General features: G+C 64.9%; 11 protein-coding genes. 7 read left to right on the top strand and 4 right to left on the bottom strand.

Annotated features, from left to right (window positions below; translation table 11 throughout):
• Positions 1–419: 419 nt before the first annotated feature.
• From XH85_RS03880 to XH85_RS03850, 7 genes are all read left to right on the top strand, one after another.
• A complete protein-coding gene (locus XH85_RS03880; protein WP_128930823.1) occupies positions 420–1,574 on the top strand; it encodes an iron-containing alcohol dehydrogenase in 1,155 nt (384 codons plus the stop codon).
• A 19-nt stretch (positions 1,575–1,593) separates the two neighbouring features.
• Complete coding sequence (locus tag XH85_RS03875) at positions 1,594–3,144, top strand: AMP-binding protein (protein ID WP_128930822.1); 1,551 nt, start codon at positions 1,594–1,596, stop codon at positions 3,142–3,144.
• A gap of 387 nt (positions 3,145–3,531) precedes the next feature.
• Complete coding sequence (locus tag XH85_RS03870; RefSeq protein ID WP_128930821.1) at positions 3,532–5,130, top strand: ABC transporter substrate-binding protein; 1,599 nt, start codon at positions 3,532–3,534, stop codon at positions 5,128–5,130.
• 35 nt (positions 5,131–5,165) lie between these two features.
• The gene (locus XH85_RS03865) at positions 5,166–6,113 is read left to right on the top strand and encodes an ABC transporter permease (RefSeq protein ID WP_128930820.1); all 948 of its coding nucleotides are present in this window, start codon (positions 5,166–5,168) and stop codon (positions 6,111–6,113) included.
• Positions 6,114–6,122: 9 nt separating this feature from the next.
• Positions 6,123–7,016, top strand: a complete 894-nt coding sequence (locus tag XH85_RS03860) for an ABC transporter permease (protein ID WP_128930819.1) — start codon at positions 6,123–6,125, stop codon at positions 7,014–7,016.
• A complete protein-coding gene (locus tag XH85_RS03855) occupies positions 7,016–8,023 on the top strand; it encodes an ABC transporter ATP-binding protein (RefSeq protein WP_128930818.1) in 1,008 nt (335 codons plus the stop codon). The genes XH85_RS03860 and XH85_RS03855 overlap by 1 nt, the downstream gene beginning before the upstream one ends.
• Positions 8,020–9,006 (top strand): ABC transporter ATP-binding protein, encoded by a 987-nt coding sequence (locus XH85_RS03850; RefSeq protein ID WP_128930817.1) that lies wholly within the window; start codon positions 8,020–8,022, stop codon positions 9,004–9,006. Before XH85_RS03855 ends, XH85_RS03850 begins: the two co-directional genes overlap by 4 nt.
• A gap of 130 nt (positions 9,007–9,136) precedes the next feature.
• On the opposite strand, the gene XH85_RS03845 is transcribed toward XH85_RS03850, so the two are convergent.
• The 4 genes from XH85_RS03845 to XH85_RS03830 form a co-directional block, all read right to left on the bottom strand.
• Positions 9,137–11,113: an acetyl/propionyl/methylcrotonyl-CoA carboxylase subunit alpha gene (locus XH85_RS03845; protein ID WP_128930816.1), complete on the bottom strand. Its 1,977-nt coding sequence runs from the start codon at positions 11,111–11,113 to the stop codon at positions 9,137–9,139.
• A complete protein-coding gene (locus tag XH85_RS03840) occupies positions 11,110–12,726 on the bottom strand; it encodes an acyl-CoA carboxylase subunit beta (protein WP_128930815.1) in 1,617 nt (538 codons plus the stop codon). The genes XH85_RS03845 and XH85_RS03840 overlap by 4 nt, the downstream gene beginning before the upstream one ends.
• Positions 12,727–12,839: 113 nt before the next feature.
• Positions 12,840–13,706, bottom strand: coding sequence for a beta-keto acid cleavage family enzyme (locus tag XH85_RS03835; RefSeq protein WP_128930814.1), 867 nt, complete (start codon positions 13,704–13,706; stop codon positions 12,840–12,842).
• A 223-nt stretch (positions 13,707–13,929) separates the two neighbouring features.
• Positions 13,930–14,730, bottom strand: a complete 801-nt coding sequence (locus tag XH85_RS03830; RefSeq protein WP_128930813.1) for a helix-turn-helix domain-containing protein — start codon at positions 14,728–14,730, stop codon at positions 13,930–13,932.
• Positions 14,731–14,907 lie beyond the last annotated feature (177 nt).

Here is a 14,907-nt window from a genome sequence, read left to right as displayed (position 1 = left end):
CAATGCCCGGCCGCATGCCCTGACCGGATGGCGGGTTGACAGGGGGATTAGCCGATATGCATTTCGCGGGGACCACCCGCGAGTTTGCTCCGCCTCTCCCGCTTGCGGGAGAGGCCGACGCGTCCCGGGCGATGCGAAGCATCGTCCCGAGCGCGGCGGGTGAGGGCTCTCACCGCACTGGGATCGCCTCCGCAATTCCCGACAATCCCGACGCGGAGGCACCCCACGCCCGCCCTCCCCCGCAAGCGGGAGAGGGAGCCCACTGCCGATGCCGAAGCATTATTCACGCCATATGCGATAGCCCTGCCCTGGAGGGGGAGGGTTAAGAAGAGGCCCAGCGTCTTCGCGCATGACGGGCCGCAACTGCTCGTCTAGACTACCCCTACAAAAACAAGACGAATTGTCCGGGGAGGACAAGCGTGCACCAGGGACGTGTCGTTTATGGCGCGATCGAGGAGGTCGTGTTCGGCCATCCCGCAGCCGAAGCCATCGTCGCGCAGATGGACCGGCTGGGAACGCGCCGCGCCTTCCTGATGGTCTCGGACACGCTCAACCGGCAGACCGACGAGATCACGAAGATCAGGGAGGCGCTCGGCGAGCGCTGCGCCGGCCTGTTCGACGCCATGCCGGCGCATACGCCGCGCGAGGCGGTGATCGCCGCCACCCATGCGGCGCGCGAGGTGAACGCCGATCTGATCGTCACCGTCGGTGGCGGCTCCATCACCGACGGCGCCAAGGCGGTGCAGCTTTGCCTCGCCAACGGTATCGACGATGTCGGCGGCATCGAGCGCATCCGCGTGCACAAGGGCGTCGCACCCGAGATGACCGCGCCGACAGTGCGCCAGATCAGCGTGCCGACCACGATCGCCGGCGGCGAGTTCAGCGCGATCGCGGGCGTGACCGACCGCAGCACGAATGTGAAGCAGATGCTGCGGCATCCGCTCATGGTGCCGCGCGCGACCATCCTCGATCCCGCGATCACCGTGCACACGCCGGAATGGCTGTTTCTCTCCACCGGCGTCCGCGCCGTCGACCATTGCGTGGAAGCGATCTGCTCGCGCGAGACGCACCCTTATGCCGACGCGCAATCGATGAAGGGCCTCGCCATGCTCGCCGACGCGCTGCCGCGGGTGAAGGCCGATCCTGCAGATCTCGACGCGCGGATGGATGCGCAGATCGGTACCTGGCTGTCGATGGGCGCACTCGCAGCGGGCGTGCCGATGGGTGCGAGCCACGGCATCGGCTACGCGCTGGGTGCGGCCTTCGACGTGCCGCACGGTTACACCTCCTGCGTCATGCTGCCGGCGGTGATGCGCTGGAATGCGCCCGACAATGCCGAGCGCCAGATGATCGTCGCGGCCGCCATGGGCTTTCCTGGCCGAGATGCCGCCGACGTGCTCGATGCCTTCATTCGCTCGCTCGGCATGCCGCGCAGCCTCGCCGAGGTGCGTGTGTCGCCGGAGCATTTCGACGCCATCGCCGCACAGGCGATGCGCACGAATTGGATCCCGCACAATCCGCGCAGGATCGACAGCCCGGCGCAAGTGCGTGAAATCCTGCTTCTTGCCGCATGATCCAAAAGCCGGAGGACTGATGTACCCAGGTCAGCATGCCCGCCTACGTCCGCTCCAGCCTGCCTTCATCATGGCGGCGACGGGCGAGACCGTTACCTATCGCGAGCTGGAGGCACGCAGCAACCGCCTCGCGCATCTGTTTCGCAGGCACGGCCTGAAGCGGCTCGATCATTATTCGATCTTCATGGAGAACAATTCGCGCTATCTCGAGGCCTGCGGCGCAGGCGAGCGCTCCGGCCTCTACTACACCTGCATCAACTCCTTCCTGACACCGGGCGAGCTCGCCTATCTCCTCGTCAACAGCCAATCCAAGATCCTGATCACGTCGGTGGCGAAGCTCAACATCGCGCGCGAGGCGATCCAGGCCTGCCCCGACGTCAAGCTCTGCATCGTCGCCGATGGCCCGGGCGAGAGCGACCGCATCGTCGGTCTTGCGGAGGTGACCGCCGATCTGCCGACGACGCCGATCGCAGACGAGTGGCTCGGCACCGCGATGCTGTATTCGTCGGGCACGACCGGACGGCCCAAGGGCATCCTGCGGCCGCTGCCGGAGGAGCCGCCAAAGCACAATCTGCCGCTGTTCGATTTCCTGACGAAACTTTGGCACTACCGCGAGGGCATGGTCTATTTGTCGCCGGCGCCGCTCTATCACTCGGCGCCGCAGGCGGCGGTCAATCTCACGATCCGCATGGGCGGCACCGTGATCATCATGGAGAGCTTCGATCCGGAGCGTTACCTTGAGCTCGTCGAGCAATGGGGCATCACCCACACCCAGCTGGTGCCGACGATGTTCTCGCGCATGCTGAAGTTGCCGGAGGAGGTGCGCAGCCGCTACGATCTGTCGTCGCTGGAGATCGCGATCCACGCCGCGGCGCCCTGCCCGGCCCTCGTCAAGGACGACATGATCAAATGGTGGGGCCCGATCATCCATGAATATTACGGCGCCACCGAGGGCCTCGGCTTCACCGCCTGCAACAGCGAGGAGTGGCTCGCCCATCGCGGCACCGTCGGCAAGGTTCTGCTCGGCGATCTCCACATCCTCGACGAGAACATGAGGGAATGCCCGACCGGCACGCCGGGCCAGGTCTGGTTCAAGACCGCCTCGCCGTTCGAATATTTCAACGACCCGGAGAAGACCCGGGAGGCGCGCTCGGCGGACGGCAGCATGAGCACAGTCGGCGACGTCGGCTATGTCGACAAGGACCGCTTCCTCTACCTCACCGATCGCGCGACCTTCATGATCATCTCCGGTGGCGTGAACATCTACCCGCAGGAGTGCGAAAATCTGCTGATCACCCACCCAAAGGTCGCCGACGCCGCGGTGTTCGGCGTGCCCAATGCCGATCTCGGCGAAGAGGTGAAGGCAGTGGTGCAACCGATGCCGGGCGTGGTGCCGGGCCCTGCGCTGGCGGAAGAGCTGATCGCGTTCTGCGCAAAATCGCTGTCGCGGCAGAAGGTGCCGCGCTCGGTCGATTTCGAAAAGGAATTGCCGCGGCTGCCGACGGGGAAGCTGTACAAGCGGCTGCTGCGGGATAGGTACTGGGGGAACAAGGCATCGCGGATCGTGTGAGGCGCAGCCACACTCAGCCATCGTCCCGGGCGCGACGAGGTCGCGAACCGGGGACCCATAGCCAAAGGGAACAATCGTCGCGCGAGCAGGCAACTCCGAGTCTTCGCCAAACCACTCCCTCTGGCTATGGGTCCCGGATCGGCGCGCGCTTGGGGCGCGCTTGTCCGGGACGACACCGGAGTTTGTTGATGTGGCTTGCGCCCCAACATCGATACAGGAACCGTCCCTTCGCACCTGCACTCTCGCATCGTGAGAGAATGAAGCCCTGCGGCCTTCCGTCATCCGAATTGTCGAGAGCGTGGGCGGCCTTGCCGGTTGCCTCCCTCCACGCCCATCGCTATCGTCCCCTCAAACAGGCCAAAAGGCCGATGTCCAGGGAGGACGAGGATGCGGAGCGTGCGGGCGCTCGCCGCGACGGCGGCGCTATCTTTGCTGGCGTTTTCGACCATTGCGCTTGCCGGCGAGCCCAAGCAGGGCGGGATCCTGCGGATGTATCATCGCGATAGCCCGGCCAATGCGTCCATCCTCGAGGGCGCGACCTATTCGATCAACGTGCCCTTCATGGGGGTGTTCAACAATCTGGTCATCTATGACCAGCACGTCGCGCAGAACAGCCCTGATACCCTGAGGCCAGAGCTGGCCGAGAGCTGGTCCTGGAGCGGCGACAACAAGAAGCTGACCTTCAAACTGCACCAGGGCGTCAAATGGCATGACGGCAAGCCGTTCACGTCGGCCGACGTCAAATGCACTTTCGATCTCCTGATGGGCAAATCGCAGCAGAAGCTGCGGCAGAATCCGCGCAAGGCCTGGTACAATGAGGTCAACGACGTCACGCCGAACGGCGATTTCGAGGTCTCCTTCGACCTGAAGCGGCCGCAACCATCGCTGCTGGCAATGCTCGCATCCGGTTATACGCCGATCTACCCCTGTCACGTCTCGCCGGCCGACATGCGCACCCATCCGGTCGGAACCGGCCCGTTCAAGTTCGTCGAGTTCAAGGCCAATGAATCGATCAAGCTGACGCGAAACCCGGACTACTGGAAGAAGGGCCTGCCCTATCTCGACGGCATCGAGTACACGATCATCACGAACCGCTCGACCGCGATCCTCGCCTTCGTCGCCGGCAAGTTCGACATGACCTTCCCGACGCACATCACGATCCCGCTCCTCAAGGATATCAAGTCACAGGCGCCAAACGCGATCTGCGCAGTCGAGCCGACCAACGTTTCGACCAACATCATCGTCAATTCGACTTCCGCGCCGTTCGACAACATCGACATCCGCCGGGCGATGGCGATGGCGCTCGACCGCAAAGCCTTCGTCGACATCCTGTTCGAGGGCCAAGCCGATATCGGCGGCACCATGCTGCCGCCGCCGCAGGGCATCTGGGGCATGCCCAAGGACAAGCTGGAGACCATCCCAGGCTATGGCCCGAACGTGAACGCGAGCCGGGAGGAGGCCAGAAAGCTGATGCAGAAGGCCGGCTACGGCCCCGACAAGCACCTCGCCGTGAAGGTCTCGACACGCAATCTCGCGGAATATCGCGATCCCGCGGTGATCCTGATCGACCAGCTCAAGAGCATCTATATCGACGGCGAACTCGACGTCGTGGAGACTGCAAACTGGTTCCCGAAGGTCGCACGCAAGGATTACATGCTCGGCCTGAACCTGACCGGAAATTCCGTCGACGATCCCGACCAGTCCTTCTACGAGAACTACTCTTGCGGCTCGGAGCGGAACTACACCAATTATTGCAACAAGGAGATCGAGAAGCTGTTCGACGTGCAGTCGCAGGAGATCGATGTTGGCAAGCGCAAGCAACTGGTCTGGGACATCGACAAGAAGCTGCAGGAGGATGTTGCCCGTCCGATCATCTTCCACGCGCGGGCCGGCACCTGCTGGCAGCCCTATGTCAAGGGGATCACGATCATGTCGAACAGCTCTTATAACGGCTTTCGCTATGAGGACGTCTGGCTCGACAAGTAACGCGGGCGGCTGAGGCGTTCGACAGGAGGCGGTGCATGTTTGCCTATCTGGTACGACGCCTGTTCCTGATGCTCGTGACCCTGTTCGGGATCTCGATCGTCATCTTCTTCCTGCTGCGCGTCGTCCCCGGCAACATCGTCGACATCCTGTTCGCCGCGGCCGGCTATGTCGATCCCGCCGACAAGGCCAATCTGGAGAAGGAGCTCGGCATCGATGAGCCGCTGATCGTGCAATATTGGCACTGGATCAGCGGTCTTCTGCGCGGCGACTTTGGTTATTCCTACGTGTCGGAGAAGCCGGCGCTTCAGGAGATCCTGCCGCGGATTCCGATCACGGCGCGGCTTGCTGGCCTCGCGCTATTGTTCTCAGCGTCCATCGGCATCCCGCTCGGCGTCATCAGCGCCGTGAAGCAAGGCACCCGGCTCGACTATGCGCTGCGTGTCGTCAGCCTCAGCGGATTGTCCCTGCCCTCGTTCTGGCTCGGCCTTTTGATCCTCACCGCGTCGGTGGCGATGTTCGGCCAGATGCCGATCTTCAATCCCAATCCGCAAACCTGGCTCGAGGCATTTGCCACCTATGCCGTGCCGGCGGCCGCCGTCGGCTTCCGCAGCGCCGCGCTGACCATGCGCATCACCCGCTCCTCGATGCTGGAGGTGCTGCGGCAGGATTATATCCGCACCGCCCGCGCCAAGGGCGCATCCGACGCCGCCGTGAACTATCACCACGCGCTGAAGAACGCGATCTTGCCGGTGATCACCGTGATCGGCATCGAGGCGGCATTCCTGATCGGCGGTCTGATCGTGACCGAGACCGTGTTCAACATCCCCGGCGTCGCCCGCTTCCTGGTCGAGGCAATCCGCTGGCGCGACTATCCGATCGTGCAGAACCTCGTGATGTTCATCGCGGTCGTGGTCGTGTTCGCGAATTTCACCGTCGACATGCTCTACGCGGTGTTCGACCCGCGCATCAGGTACACGGATTAGGAGATCACCTTGGCTGCGATCGACTTCGACGTTGAACTGAGGCGGGCCGGGGCGCATGCGACCGGTGGCTGGCGGCGCGTGCTGTTCATGGCCCAGCGGCACGTGCTTGGCGCGGCCGGGCTCGTCATCATGGCGGTGTTCGTGCTCACCGCAATCTTCGCCGACTTCATCGCGCGCTACGATCCGCTGACGGTCGACTCCGCCCGCGCGCTGGCGCGCCCGAGCCTGGCGCACTGGATGGGCACCGATTCCTTCGGCCGCGACGTGTTCAGCCGTATCATCCACGGTGCACGGATCTCGCTCGCGGTCGGGCTTGGCTCCACGGCGCTCGGCGGCTCGATCGGCGTGATCGTCGGCCTCACCTCCGGTTATCTCTCGGGCTGGGTCGATCTCGTGTTCCAGCGCGTCTCCGACGTTCTCCAGGCGCTGCCGCTCTTGGTGCTGGCGCTGGTGATGACGGCGGCGCTCGGCCCATCACTGCCGAACGTGATCATCGCTATCGCCATTCCGCTGATCCCGACGGTCGCGCGCGTCATCCGCGCCAACACGCTGGCACTGCGCGAACAGCCCTTCGTGGAGGCGGCAAAATCGATCGGTATGAGCGAGATGCGGATCGCGCTGCGCCACGTGCTGCCGAACACGCTGGCGCCGCTGATCGTGCTGGCGACCGCCCAGCTCGGCTCGACCATCCTGACCGAGGCTTCGCTGTCCTTCCTCGGCCTCGGCATTCCCGAACCTTATCCGTCGTGGGGGCGTATGCTCTCGGAATCCGCCGCCGAATATGTCCGCACCGCGCCGTGGCTGGTGATCTTCCCGGGCATCGCCATCAGCCTCGCCGTGTTCGGTGCCAACCTGTTCGGCGACGCCCTGCGTGATATCCTCGATCCCCGGCAGCGCGGCTGATGGCTGACAAATCCGACCTCGTGCTCGACGTGAAGAACCTGAAGACGGTGTTCTTCACCAATTCGGGACTCTTCAAGGCGGTTGACGACGTTTCATTCACCGTGAAGCGCGGCGAGACGCTGGCGATCGTCGGCGAATCCGGTTGCGGCAAGAGCGTCACGGCGCTGTCGCTGATGCGGCTGGTGCCTGATCCGCCGGGCCGTATTGTCGGCGGCTCCGTCACGCTCGAAGGCACCGATCTGCTGGCGCTGGATGAAGCGAAGATGCGTGCTGTCAGGGGCAACCGCATCTCCATGATCTTTCAGGAGCCGATGACATCGCTCAATCCCGTGATGCGGATCGGCGACCAGATCGTCGAGGCGGTGCGGCTGCACCGGAACTTGTCGGCCAAGGAGGCCGGGGATATCGCAGTCGAGATGCTGCGGCTGGTGCGCATCCCCGAGCCGGCGCGGCGCGCACGCGAATATCCGCACCAGCTCTCCGGCGGCATGCGCCAGCGCGCGATGATCGCGATGGCGCTGGCGTGCCGTCCGGCGCTGCTGATCGCGGACGAGCCGACCACTGCGCTCGACGTCACGATCCAGGCGCAGATCTTGGCGCTGATCCTCGACCTTCAGAAGGAGCTCGGCACTGGGCTCGTGCTGATCACGCATGATCTCGGCGTGGTCGCGCAGACCGCGCAGCGCGTGATCGTGATGTATGCGGGCCGCAAGGTCGAGGAAGCCAGCGTCGAAGCGCTGTTTGCATCGCCAAAGCATCCCTATACGCGGGGGCTGATGGCTTCGATTCCGGCCGTGCCGGCGTCCGGCGTCGCCGCGCCGCCGCGGCTGAACGAAATTCCGGGCACGGTGCCGTCGCTGGTGCGGCTGCCGAAAGGCTGCGCCTTCGCGCCGCGGTGCCCACTCGCGATCAAGCGCTGCCAGGACGAATATCCGCCGCTCGCCGATTGGGGCGGCGGCCATCTCGCGGCCTGCTGGCGCGCGGAGGAAGTGGCGGAGGTGGCATGAGCGAGGCGCTGCTCGAGGTCACGGACTTGATCAAGCACTATCCCGTGCGTGCGGGCGTGCTGCGCCGGCAGGTCGGCACCGTGCACGCGGTCGATGGTGTCTCGTTCGCGCTTGGTGTTGGCGAAACGCTTGGCCTCGTCGGCGAATCCGGCTGCGGCAAGTCGACCGTGGCGCGCAGCGTGCTGCGGCTCGTCGAGCCGACCTCGGGCCAGATCCGCCTGGAAGGCGAGGACATCACCCATCTCTCGAAGACGGCGCTGCGGCCGCACCGCCGCTCGATGCAGATCGTGTTCCAGGATCCGTTCGCCTCGCTCAATCCGCGCATGACCGCGGGCGACATCGTCGGCGAGCCGCTGGCCGTGCATGGGCTCGCCACCGGCAAGGCGCTGGAGGCGCGTGTCGCGAGACTGTTCGAGCAGGTGGGCCTAAGACCCGATCAGATGCGCAACTTCCCGCATCAATTCTCCGGCGGCCAGCGTCAGCGCATCTGCATCGCGCGAGCGCTGGCACTGGAGCCGCGGTTGATCGTCTGCGACGAGCCGGTCTCCGCGCTCGACGTCTCGATCCAGGCGCAAGTGATCAATCTCTTGATCGACCTGCAACGCCGGCACGGCTTCTCCTATCTCTTCATCGCGCACGACCTCGCCGTGGTCGCCCATATCAGCCACCGCGTCGCCGTGATGTATCTCGGCCGCATCGTCGAGATCGCCGACAAGGACGAGCTGTTCCGCAATCCCAGGCATCCCTACACGCAGGCTTTGCTTGCGTCGGTGCCGATCGCCAATCCGCTCGCGAAAAAACTTGCGCCTCTGGTCGATGGCGACGTGCCGAGCCCGGTCAATCCGCCCTCGGGCTGCGCGTTTCATACCCGCTGCCGGTTTGCGATGGAACGGTGCAAGACGGAGCGGCCGGCGCTGGTGGAGGCGGCTGGCGGACATCGGGTGGCGTGTTTGCTCAATGAGGGGACGGGGCGACCTCTCTAATGTCGTCCCGGCGAAGATCCGTAGGGGCGGGCAAAGCGATGCATGCCCACCATCCCAGACGCAACCGCCGCACGACGGTGGGCACGGCGCTATGCGCCTTGGCCCGCGCCACGATACTGCGCTCGCCGCCCTAACCCACCCCGATCTCCACCACGATCCTGCCCGTGGTCACCTGCTCGCCCTCGGCAACTTCGATCGTCTCCACCACGCCGTCAATGCCGGCCTTGTGGACGTGCTCCATCTTCATCGCTTCCAACGTCATCACCGGTTGACCGGCAGTGACGCGATCGCCCGGCTTGACCAGGACGGCGACGACGCGGCCGTTCAGGGCAGCGCGGACCTTGCCGTCACCGCCGTTGGTCGCGGCAGCCTTCGGCGCGGCCAGCGTGAGATCATTCACCGCGAGCGGGATACCGCGATGCTGGAGGTAGAGTTGGTTGCCATCGCGCAGGAATCTTGCGCTGTCCATTACGCCGTCATGGCGGAAGCGGATGGCGTCGGGATCAAGCTCATCGATTTCGAACTTGGCTTCCCGGCCGTCGGTAGCGATTGTGTAGCTGCCGTCGCGCTCGCGGGTGACTTCGAGCTCATGCGCGTGGCCTGCGATCTCGACTTTCGCCGGCAGCGGGAACGTTGCCGCGAGGCTCCGTCCACTTCGCCATGACGGCGCTTGCGGGCTGGTGACGTAAAGCAGAAGGCCCGCGAGTGCGACGCTGAATGCGCTGTTGGCGCGCGGTGCCATCAGCTCGTCGCGATGCGCGCCAATGAACGCCGTCGTCGCCTCGCCCCTGGCAAAGCCGGAATGACGCAGGCACGACATCAGGAACGCCTGGTTGGTGGTCACGCCAAAAGCCGTGAGCTGCTCCAGGCCGACGATCAACCGCCCCCTCGCCTCCTCGCGCGTGGCGCCATGGCTGATCACCTTGGCAATCATGGAATCGTAGAACGGCGGGATCTCGGTATCCGACTGTAGCGCATGCTCGATGCGCAATCCTTCCGGCACCTGCCAGCGCGCCATGCGGCCGGACTGCGGCATGAAATCGTGCGCGGCATCTTCCGAGCACAGTCGCACCTCGATGGCGTGGCCTTCGAAGCGGATATCCTGCTGCTTCACCGGCAATTGCTCGCCGCGCGCAACGCGCAGCTGCAGCTCGACGAGATCGAGCCCGGTGATCGCCTCGGTCACGGGATGCTCGACCTGAAGGCGCGTGTTCATCTCCATGAAGTAGAACTCGCCGCTCGCATCGAGCAAAAATTCCAGCGTGCCGGCGCCCTCATAGCGCAGCGCCTTCACGGCCGCGACGGCCACCTCGCCCATTTTCGCGCGCAGCTCCGGCGTCACCGCAGGCGACGGCGCCTCCTCGATCAGCTTCTGGTGCCGCCGCTGCACCGAGCAATCACGCTCGCCGAGATGGATCGCGTTGCCGTGGCTGTCGCCGAACACCTGGATCTCGATATGGCGCGGGTTCAGGATGGCCCGTTCGAGGATGACCGTGGGATCGCCGAACGCGGCCTTCGCCTCCGACCGCGCGCTGCGCAGGGCATCGGGAAAAGAGGCCGCGTCGGCGACGAGCCGCATGCCTCGTCCGCCGCCGCCGGCCACCGCCTTGATCATCACGGGGAAGCCGATCTTTTTGGCTTCGGCGAGCATGACCTCGTCGCCCTGGTCAGTGCCCTGATAGCCGGGCACGATGGGCACGCCGGCCTTCTTCATGATCTCCTTGGCGCCGGCCTTGTTGCCCATAGCTTCGATCGCCTGCGGCGATGGGCCGATGAAGACGAGACCGGCATCCTTGCAAGCTCTCGCGAACTCCTCATTCTCGGCAAGGAAGCCATAGCCGGGATGCACGGCGTCCGCGCCGCTCGCCCTGGCTGCGGCGATGATCGCGGGGATGTTGAGATAGGAGTGCGCCGGCAGCGCTTCGCCGACGCGCACGGCCTGATCCGCCTGCCGCACGTGGAGCGCATCGCGATCGGCATCCGAATAGACCGCGACGACGCCGAGGCCGAGTTGCCGCGCGCTGCGCATCACGCGGAGCGCGATCTCGCCGCGATTGGCAATCAGGACCTTGAAGAACGGCCGGTGCTGCACTGATCCGTTCCTCATGGGCGGGCCACCGAGAACTGCATGCGCTGGGGTGTGCGTGCATCGCCCTCGCGGCAGATCGCGAGCACCTCGGATAGCACAGCGCGGGTGTCGCGCGGATCGATCACGCCGTCGTCGAGCACGCGCGCGCTGGTCGAAAACACGTCCATCTGGCCGTCGAACACGCCAATGATCTGCGCCTTCATGGCCTCGAGCTTGTCCTTCTCGACCGGTTTGCCGCGGCGCGCGGCGGCGGCCTCGGTCACGATCGCCATGGTTTCTGCAGCCTGCTCGCCGCCCATCACGGCGGTCTTGGCGTTCGGCCAGGAGAAGCAGAAACGCGGATGGAAGCCGCGCCCGCACATGCCGTAATTGCCGGCGCCGAACGAGGCACCGCAATAGATGGTGATCTGCGGCACCGTCGCCGAGGTCACCGCCTGGATCATCTTCGAGCCGTGCTTGATCATGCCGGCTTCTTCATAGGCCTTGCCGACCATGTAGCCGGTGGTGTTGTTCAGATAGAGCAACGGCGTGCGGGTCTGGCAGCAGGCCTGGATGAAATGCGTCGCCTTGTTGGCACCGGCGGGATCGAGCGGACCGTTATTGGTGATGATGCCGATCGCCTGGCCCTCGATGCGGGCATGGCCGCAGACGGTGGCGGGGCCGTAGTTCGGCGCCATCTCGGTGAAGTCGGAATCGTCGACGATGCGCGCAATCACCTGTTTCATGTCCACCGGGCGCTTGTGGTCCATCGGCATGATGCCGAGCAGCTCGTCCTGGTCGTAGCGCGGCGGCTTGAACTGCGCAGCTACCCTGCCCGGCCGCTCCCATTGCAGCGCCGCCATGATATCGCGCGCGATGCGAAGTGCGTCGCGATCGTCCTCGGCGAGATAGTCGCCGAGACCGGACACCTGCGTATGCATCTCGGCGCCGCCGAGCTCTTCCTCGGTCGCGATCTCACCGGTCGCGGCTTTCAATAGCGGCGGCCCGGCAAGGAAAGCGCGCGTGCGGCCGCGGACCATGACGATGTAGTCGGAGAGACCCGTCTGGTAGGCACCGCCGGCGGTGGACGAGCCATGCGTCACGGTGACGACGGGCAATCCCGCGGCCGAGAGCCGCGCGAGATTGCGAAAGATGTTGCCGCCGCGGACAAAATCCTCGACGCGGTAACGCAACAGATTGGCGCCGGCGCTTTCGACGAGCTGGACGTAAGGCAGCTTGTTCTCCAGCGCGAGCTCTTGCACCCGCAGCGTCTTGTCGAGGCCGTAGGGCTGCAGCGCACCGGCATCGATGCCGGCATCGCTGGCGCTAACCATGCAGCGCACGCCCGAGACAAAGCCGATGCCGGCAATGACGCCGCCGCCGGGCACGCTCTTGTTCGGATCCGGAACGTCGAACATGTAGCCGGCGAGCGTCGACAGCTCAATGAAGGGCGCGCCTGGATCAAGCACCAGCGCGACGCGCTCGCGCGGCAGCAGCTGGCCGCGCTTGTGGAAGCGGTCCTTTGCTGCGGCGGACGCTGCCCGCGTGCGCTCTTCCAGCGCGCGCATGCGGTCGATCAGCGCAAGCATGCCGTCGCGGTTGGCGTGGTAGCTGGTGCTGCCGGGCGAGATAGTGTTTTCGAGAATGGACATAAATCTATCCTACCCGTCATTGCGAGGAGCGAAGCGACGAAGCAATCCAGTCTGTTTCCGCGGATGCACTCTGGATTGCTTCGCTTCGCTCGCAATGACGGCTGGGGCTACGTTCAGCGATTCGTCCCAAAGATCTTCCGCGCCTCGGCGGGGCTTGCGATCTCGCGGCCGGCGCGGCGGGCGCAGGCGGCGACGGCTTCGATCAGCTGGCCGTTCGACGTCACCTTCTTGCCGTCGGCAAGATAGAAGGTGTCTTCGAGGCCGGTGCGCAGATGACCGCCGAGCTCGGCGCAGCGCTGGTGCAGCGGCCAGATCTCTTCGCGGCCGATCGCGGTGACCTGAAAATGCGCTTCGGGCCGCTTCAGCTTGATCAGGATCGGCAGCAGCTCGGGATCAGCAGGCATGCCCGAGGCGACGCCCATCACGAGGTTATATTCGAGCGGGCCCTTGTACATGCCGACCTGGTGATACATGCCGACGCAGCGGACGATGCCGACGTCGAAGCATTCGAACTCGGGGATGGTGCCGACCGCGTTCATGACGTCGAGATAGTCCTTCACCTTCTCGACCGCGTTGTCGAACATCATCGGCGGCCAGGCCCAGGTGTTGTCAGCCTTGACCTTCAGATAGTTCAGCGAGCCGGCATTGCAGGCCGCGATCTCCGGCTTCGTCTCACGGATGCAGTCGAGCGCGCCTGAGTAGTTCGGCCCTGACACGCCCGAGGTGTGGTTGATGATGACGCCCGGACAGGCCTCGCGGATCGCCTGCTGGATCTCCTTGCTGACGCTGACCTCCCAGGACGGCAGATGCCCCTTGTTCGGCGCCTGCTGGCGCAGATGGATGTGCATGATGGACGCGCCGGCATCGAACGCAGCCTTGGCCTCGCGCGCCATCTCTTCGGGCGTCACAGGCACGTTGTGCTGCTTCGGATCGGTGAGCACGCCGTTCAGCGCGCAGGTGATGACGGCCTTGTCGCTCATGCCTTGACGCTCATGACTTGGATGTCTCGCATGTTGGGAATTCAACACTTGCGATCATGTGATGGGCGGCATGCGGCTTCTTGCGCGGAGAAGCTGGAAAAGAGCGAGAAACCGGTAGGATGGGCAAAGGCACTTTGCGCCGTGCCCACCACATCTCGGTGCTTGGTGACGATGGTGGGCACGCTTCGCTTTGCCCACCCTACGAGAGCGGCGCTAACCCACCCTACGAAGCCTCCGCCAGCCGTACTGTCTCGGTGCTGCGATAGATCGCAAGATCGCGCGAGCCGACGAAGATCGCCCGCGGCTTCAGGCCGTAGAAGCGGCGGATCGAGTGGCTGAAGTGAGTGGAATCGGGATAGCCGATGTCCTGCGCCAAATGGGCGAGATTGAGGTCCTGGTTAGCGAAGTGCAGCAAATGCCGCGCGCGCTTCCAGGCACGGAAGGAGCGGAAGGAGATGCCGGTCTCCTCTTTGAACAAATGCAGGAAGCGCGAGGCGGACAATCCCGCTTCGGCTGCACAGGTATCGGCCGTGACCGGCTCGCCGGAGAAGCGCTCGATGCGGGCGACCGCGCGCGTCACCCGCGGGTCGAGCACGCGGCGCGGCAGCGCCTCGCCAAAACACATCTCGTCGAACTCGGCGGTGGTGATGTCACCGTAGCGGCGCTGGCGCAGCAGCGCGTAGGCGGCGAGGATCTTGCGGGCGTAAACGGCACTGTCCGGTCCGGTCAGCCGCTGGGCCAAGGCCTCCAGCACGCCGTCCGGCATGCTCTCGGGTTCGAGCGTCACGCTGATTGCGGTGCGGTAGTCGCTGGCGATGGAATGCCGCTGGTTCGGCAGGGTGACGAACAGCTCGCCGGTGGCGAAGACATCGTCGATCGTCAGATGCAGATTGCCCTTCACCGCCACATAGACGTGGCAGCAGCCGGGGGTCCGTTTGCGGGGGCGGCCGAGCAGGCCGGCATAGAACACCCGCTCCGGCGTGATCAGCATCAAATGGTCGGATTCGCGACCTTTGTCTTCCATGGGGATCCTCCTCGCGCGGCTCTCTGGCCACTGCGGACGGAGGTCACCTTAGCGGAAATTTGGGCGCTGTCACGGTGGGATAGCGCTGTCATGAGGCGCAAAAGACAGGCGCTACGGAAGGGCAAAGAAAAACCCGGAACTCTTCGTCGTCCCGGCGGAGGCCGGGACCCATATCGG

The organism is Bradyrhizobium zhanjiangense (assembly GCF_004114935.1).
GTDB classification, from domain to species: Bacteria; Pseudomonadota; Alphaproteobacteria; order Rhizobiales; family Xanthobacteraceae; genus Bradyrhizobium; species Bradyrhizobium zhanjiangense.
Note: the sequence above shows the minus strand (reverse complement) of the source record. Positions and strands in the feature narration are given on the sequence as shown.

Excerpts from the sequence above, each read along its gene's own strand:
- XH85_RS03835 (WP_128930814.1), bottom strand. The coding sequence starts at position 13,706 with ATGAGCGACAAGGCCGTCATCACCTGCGCGCTGAACGGCGTGCTCACC.
- XH85_RS03875 (WP_128930822.1), top strand. The coding sequence starts at position 1,594 with ATGTACCCAGGTCAGCATGCCCGCCTACGTCCGCTCCAGCCTGCCTTC.
- XH85_RS03855 (WP_128930818.1), top strand. The coding sequence starts at position 7,016 with ATGGCTGACAAATCCGACCTCGTGCTCGACGTGAAGAACCTGAAGACG.
- XH85_RS03840 (WP_128930815.1), bottom strand. The coding sequence starts at position 12,726 with ATGTCCATTCTCGAAAACACTATCTCGCCCGGCAGCACCAGCTACCAC.
- XH85_RS03865 (WP_128930820.1), top strand. The coding sequence starts at position 5,166 with ATGTTTGCCTATCTGGTACGACGCCTGTTCCTGATGCTCGTGACCCTG.
- XH85_RS03830 (WP_128930813.1), bottom strand. The coding sequence starts at position 14,730 with ATGGAAGACAAAGGTCGCGAATCCGACCATTTGATGCTGATCACGCCG.
- XH85_RS03845 (WP_128930816.1), bottom strand. The coding sequence starts at position 11,113 with ATGAGGAACGGATCAGTGCAGCACCGGCCGTTCTTCAAGGTCCTGATT.
- XH85_RS03850 (WP_128930817.1), top strand. The coding sequence starts at position 8,020 with ATGAGCGAGGCGCTGCTCGAGGTCACGGACTTGATCAAGCACTATCCC.
- XH85_RS03870 (WP_128930821.1), top strand. The coding sequence starts at position 3,532 with ATGCGGAGCGTGCGGGCGCTCGCCGCGACGGCGGCGCTATCTTTGCTG.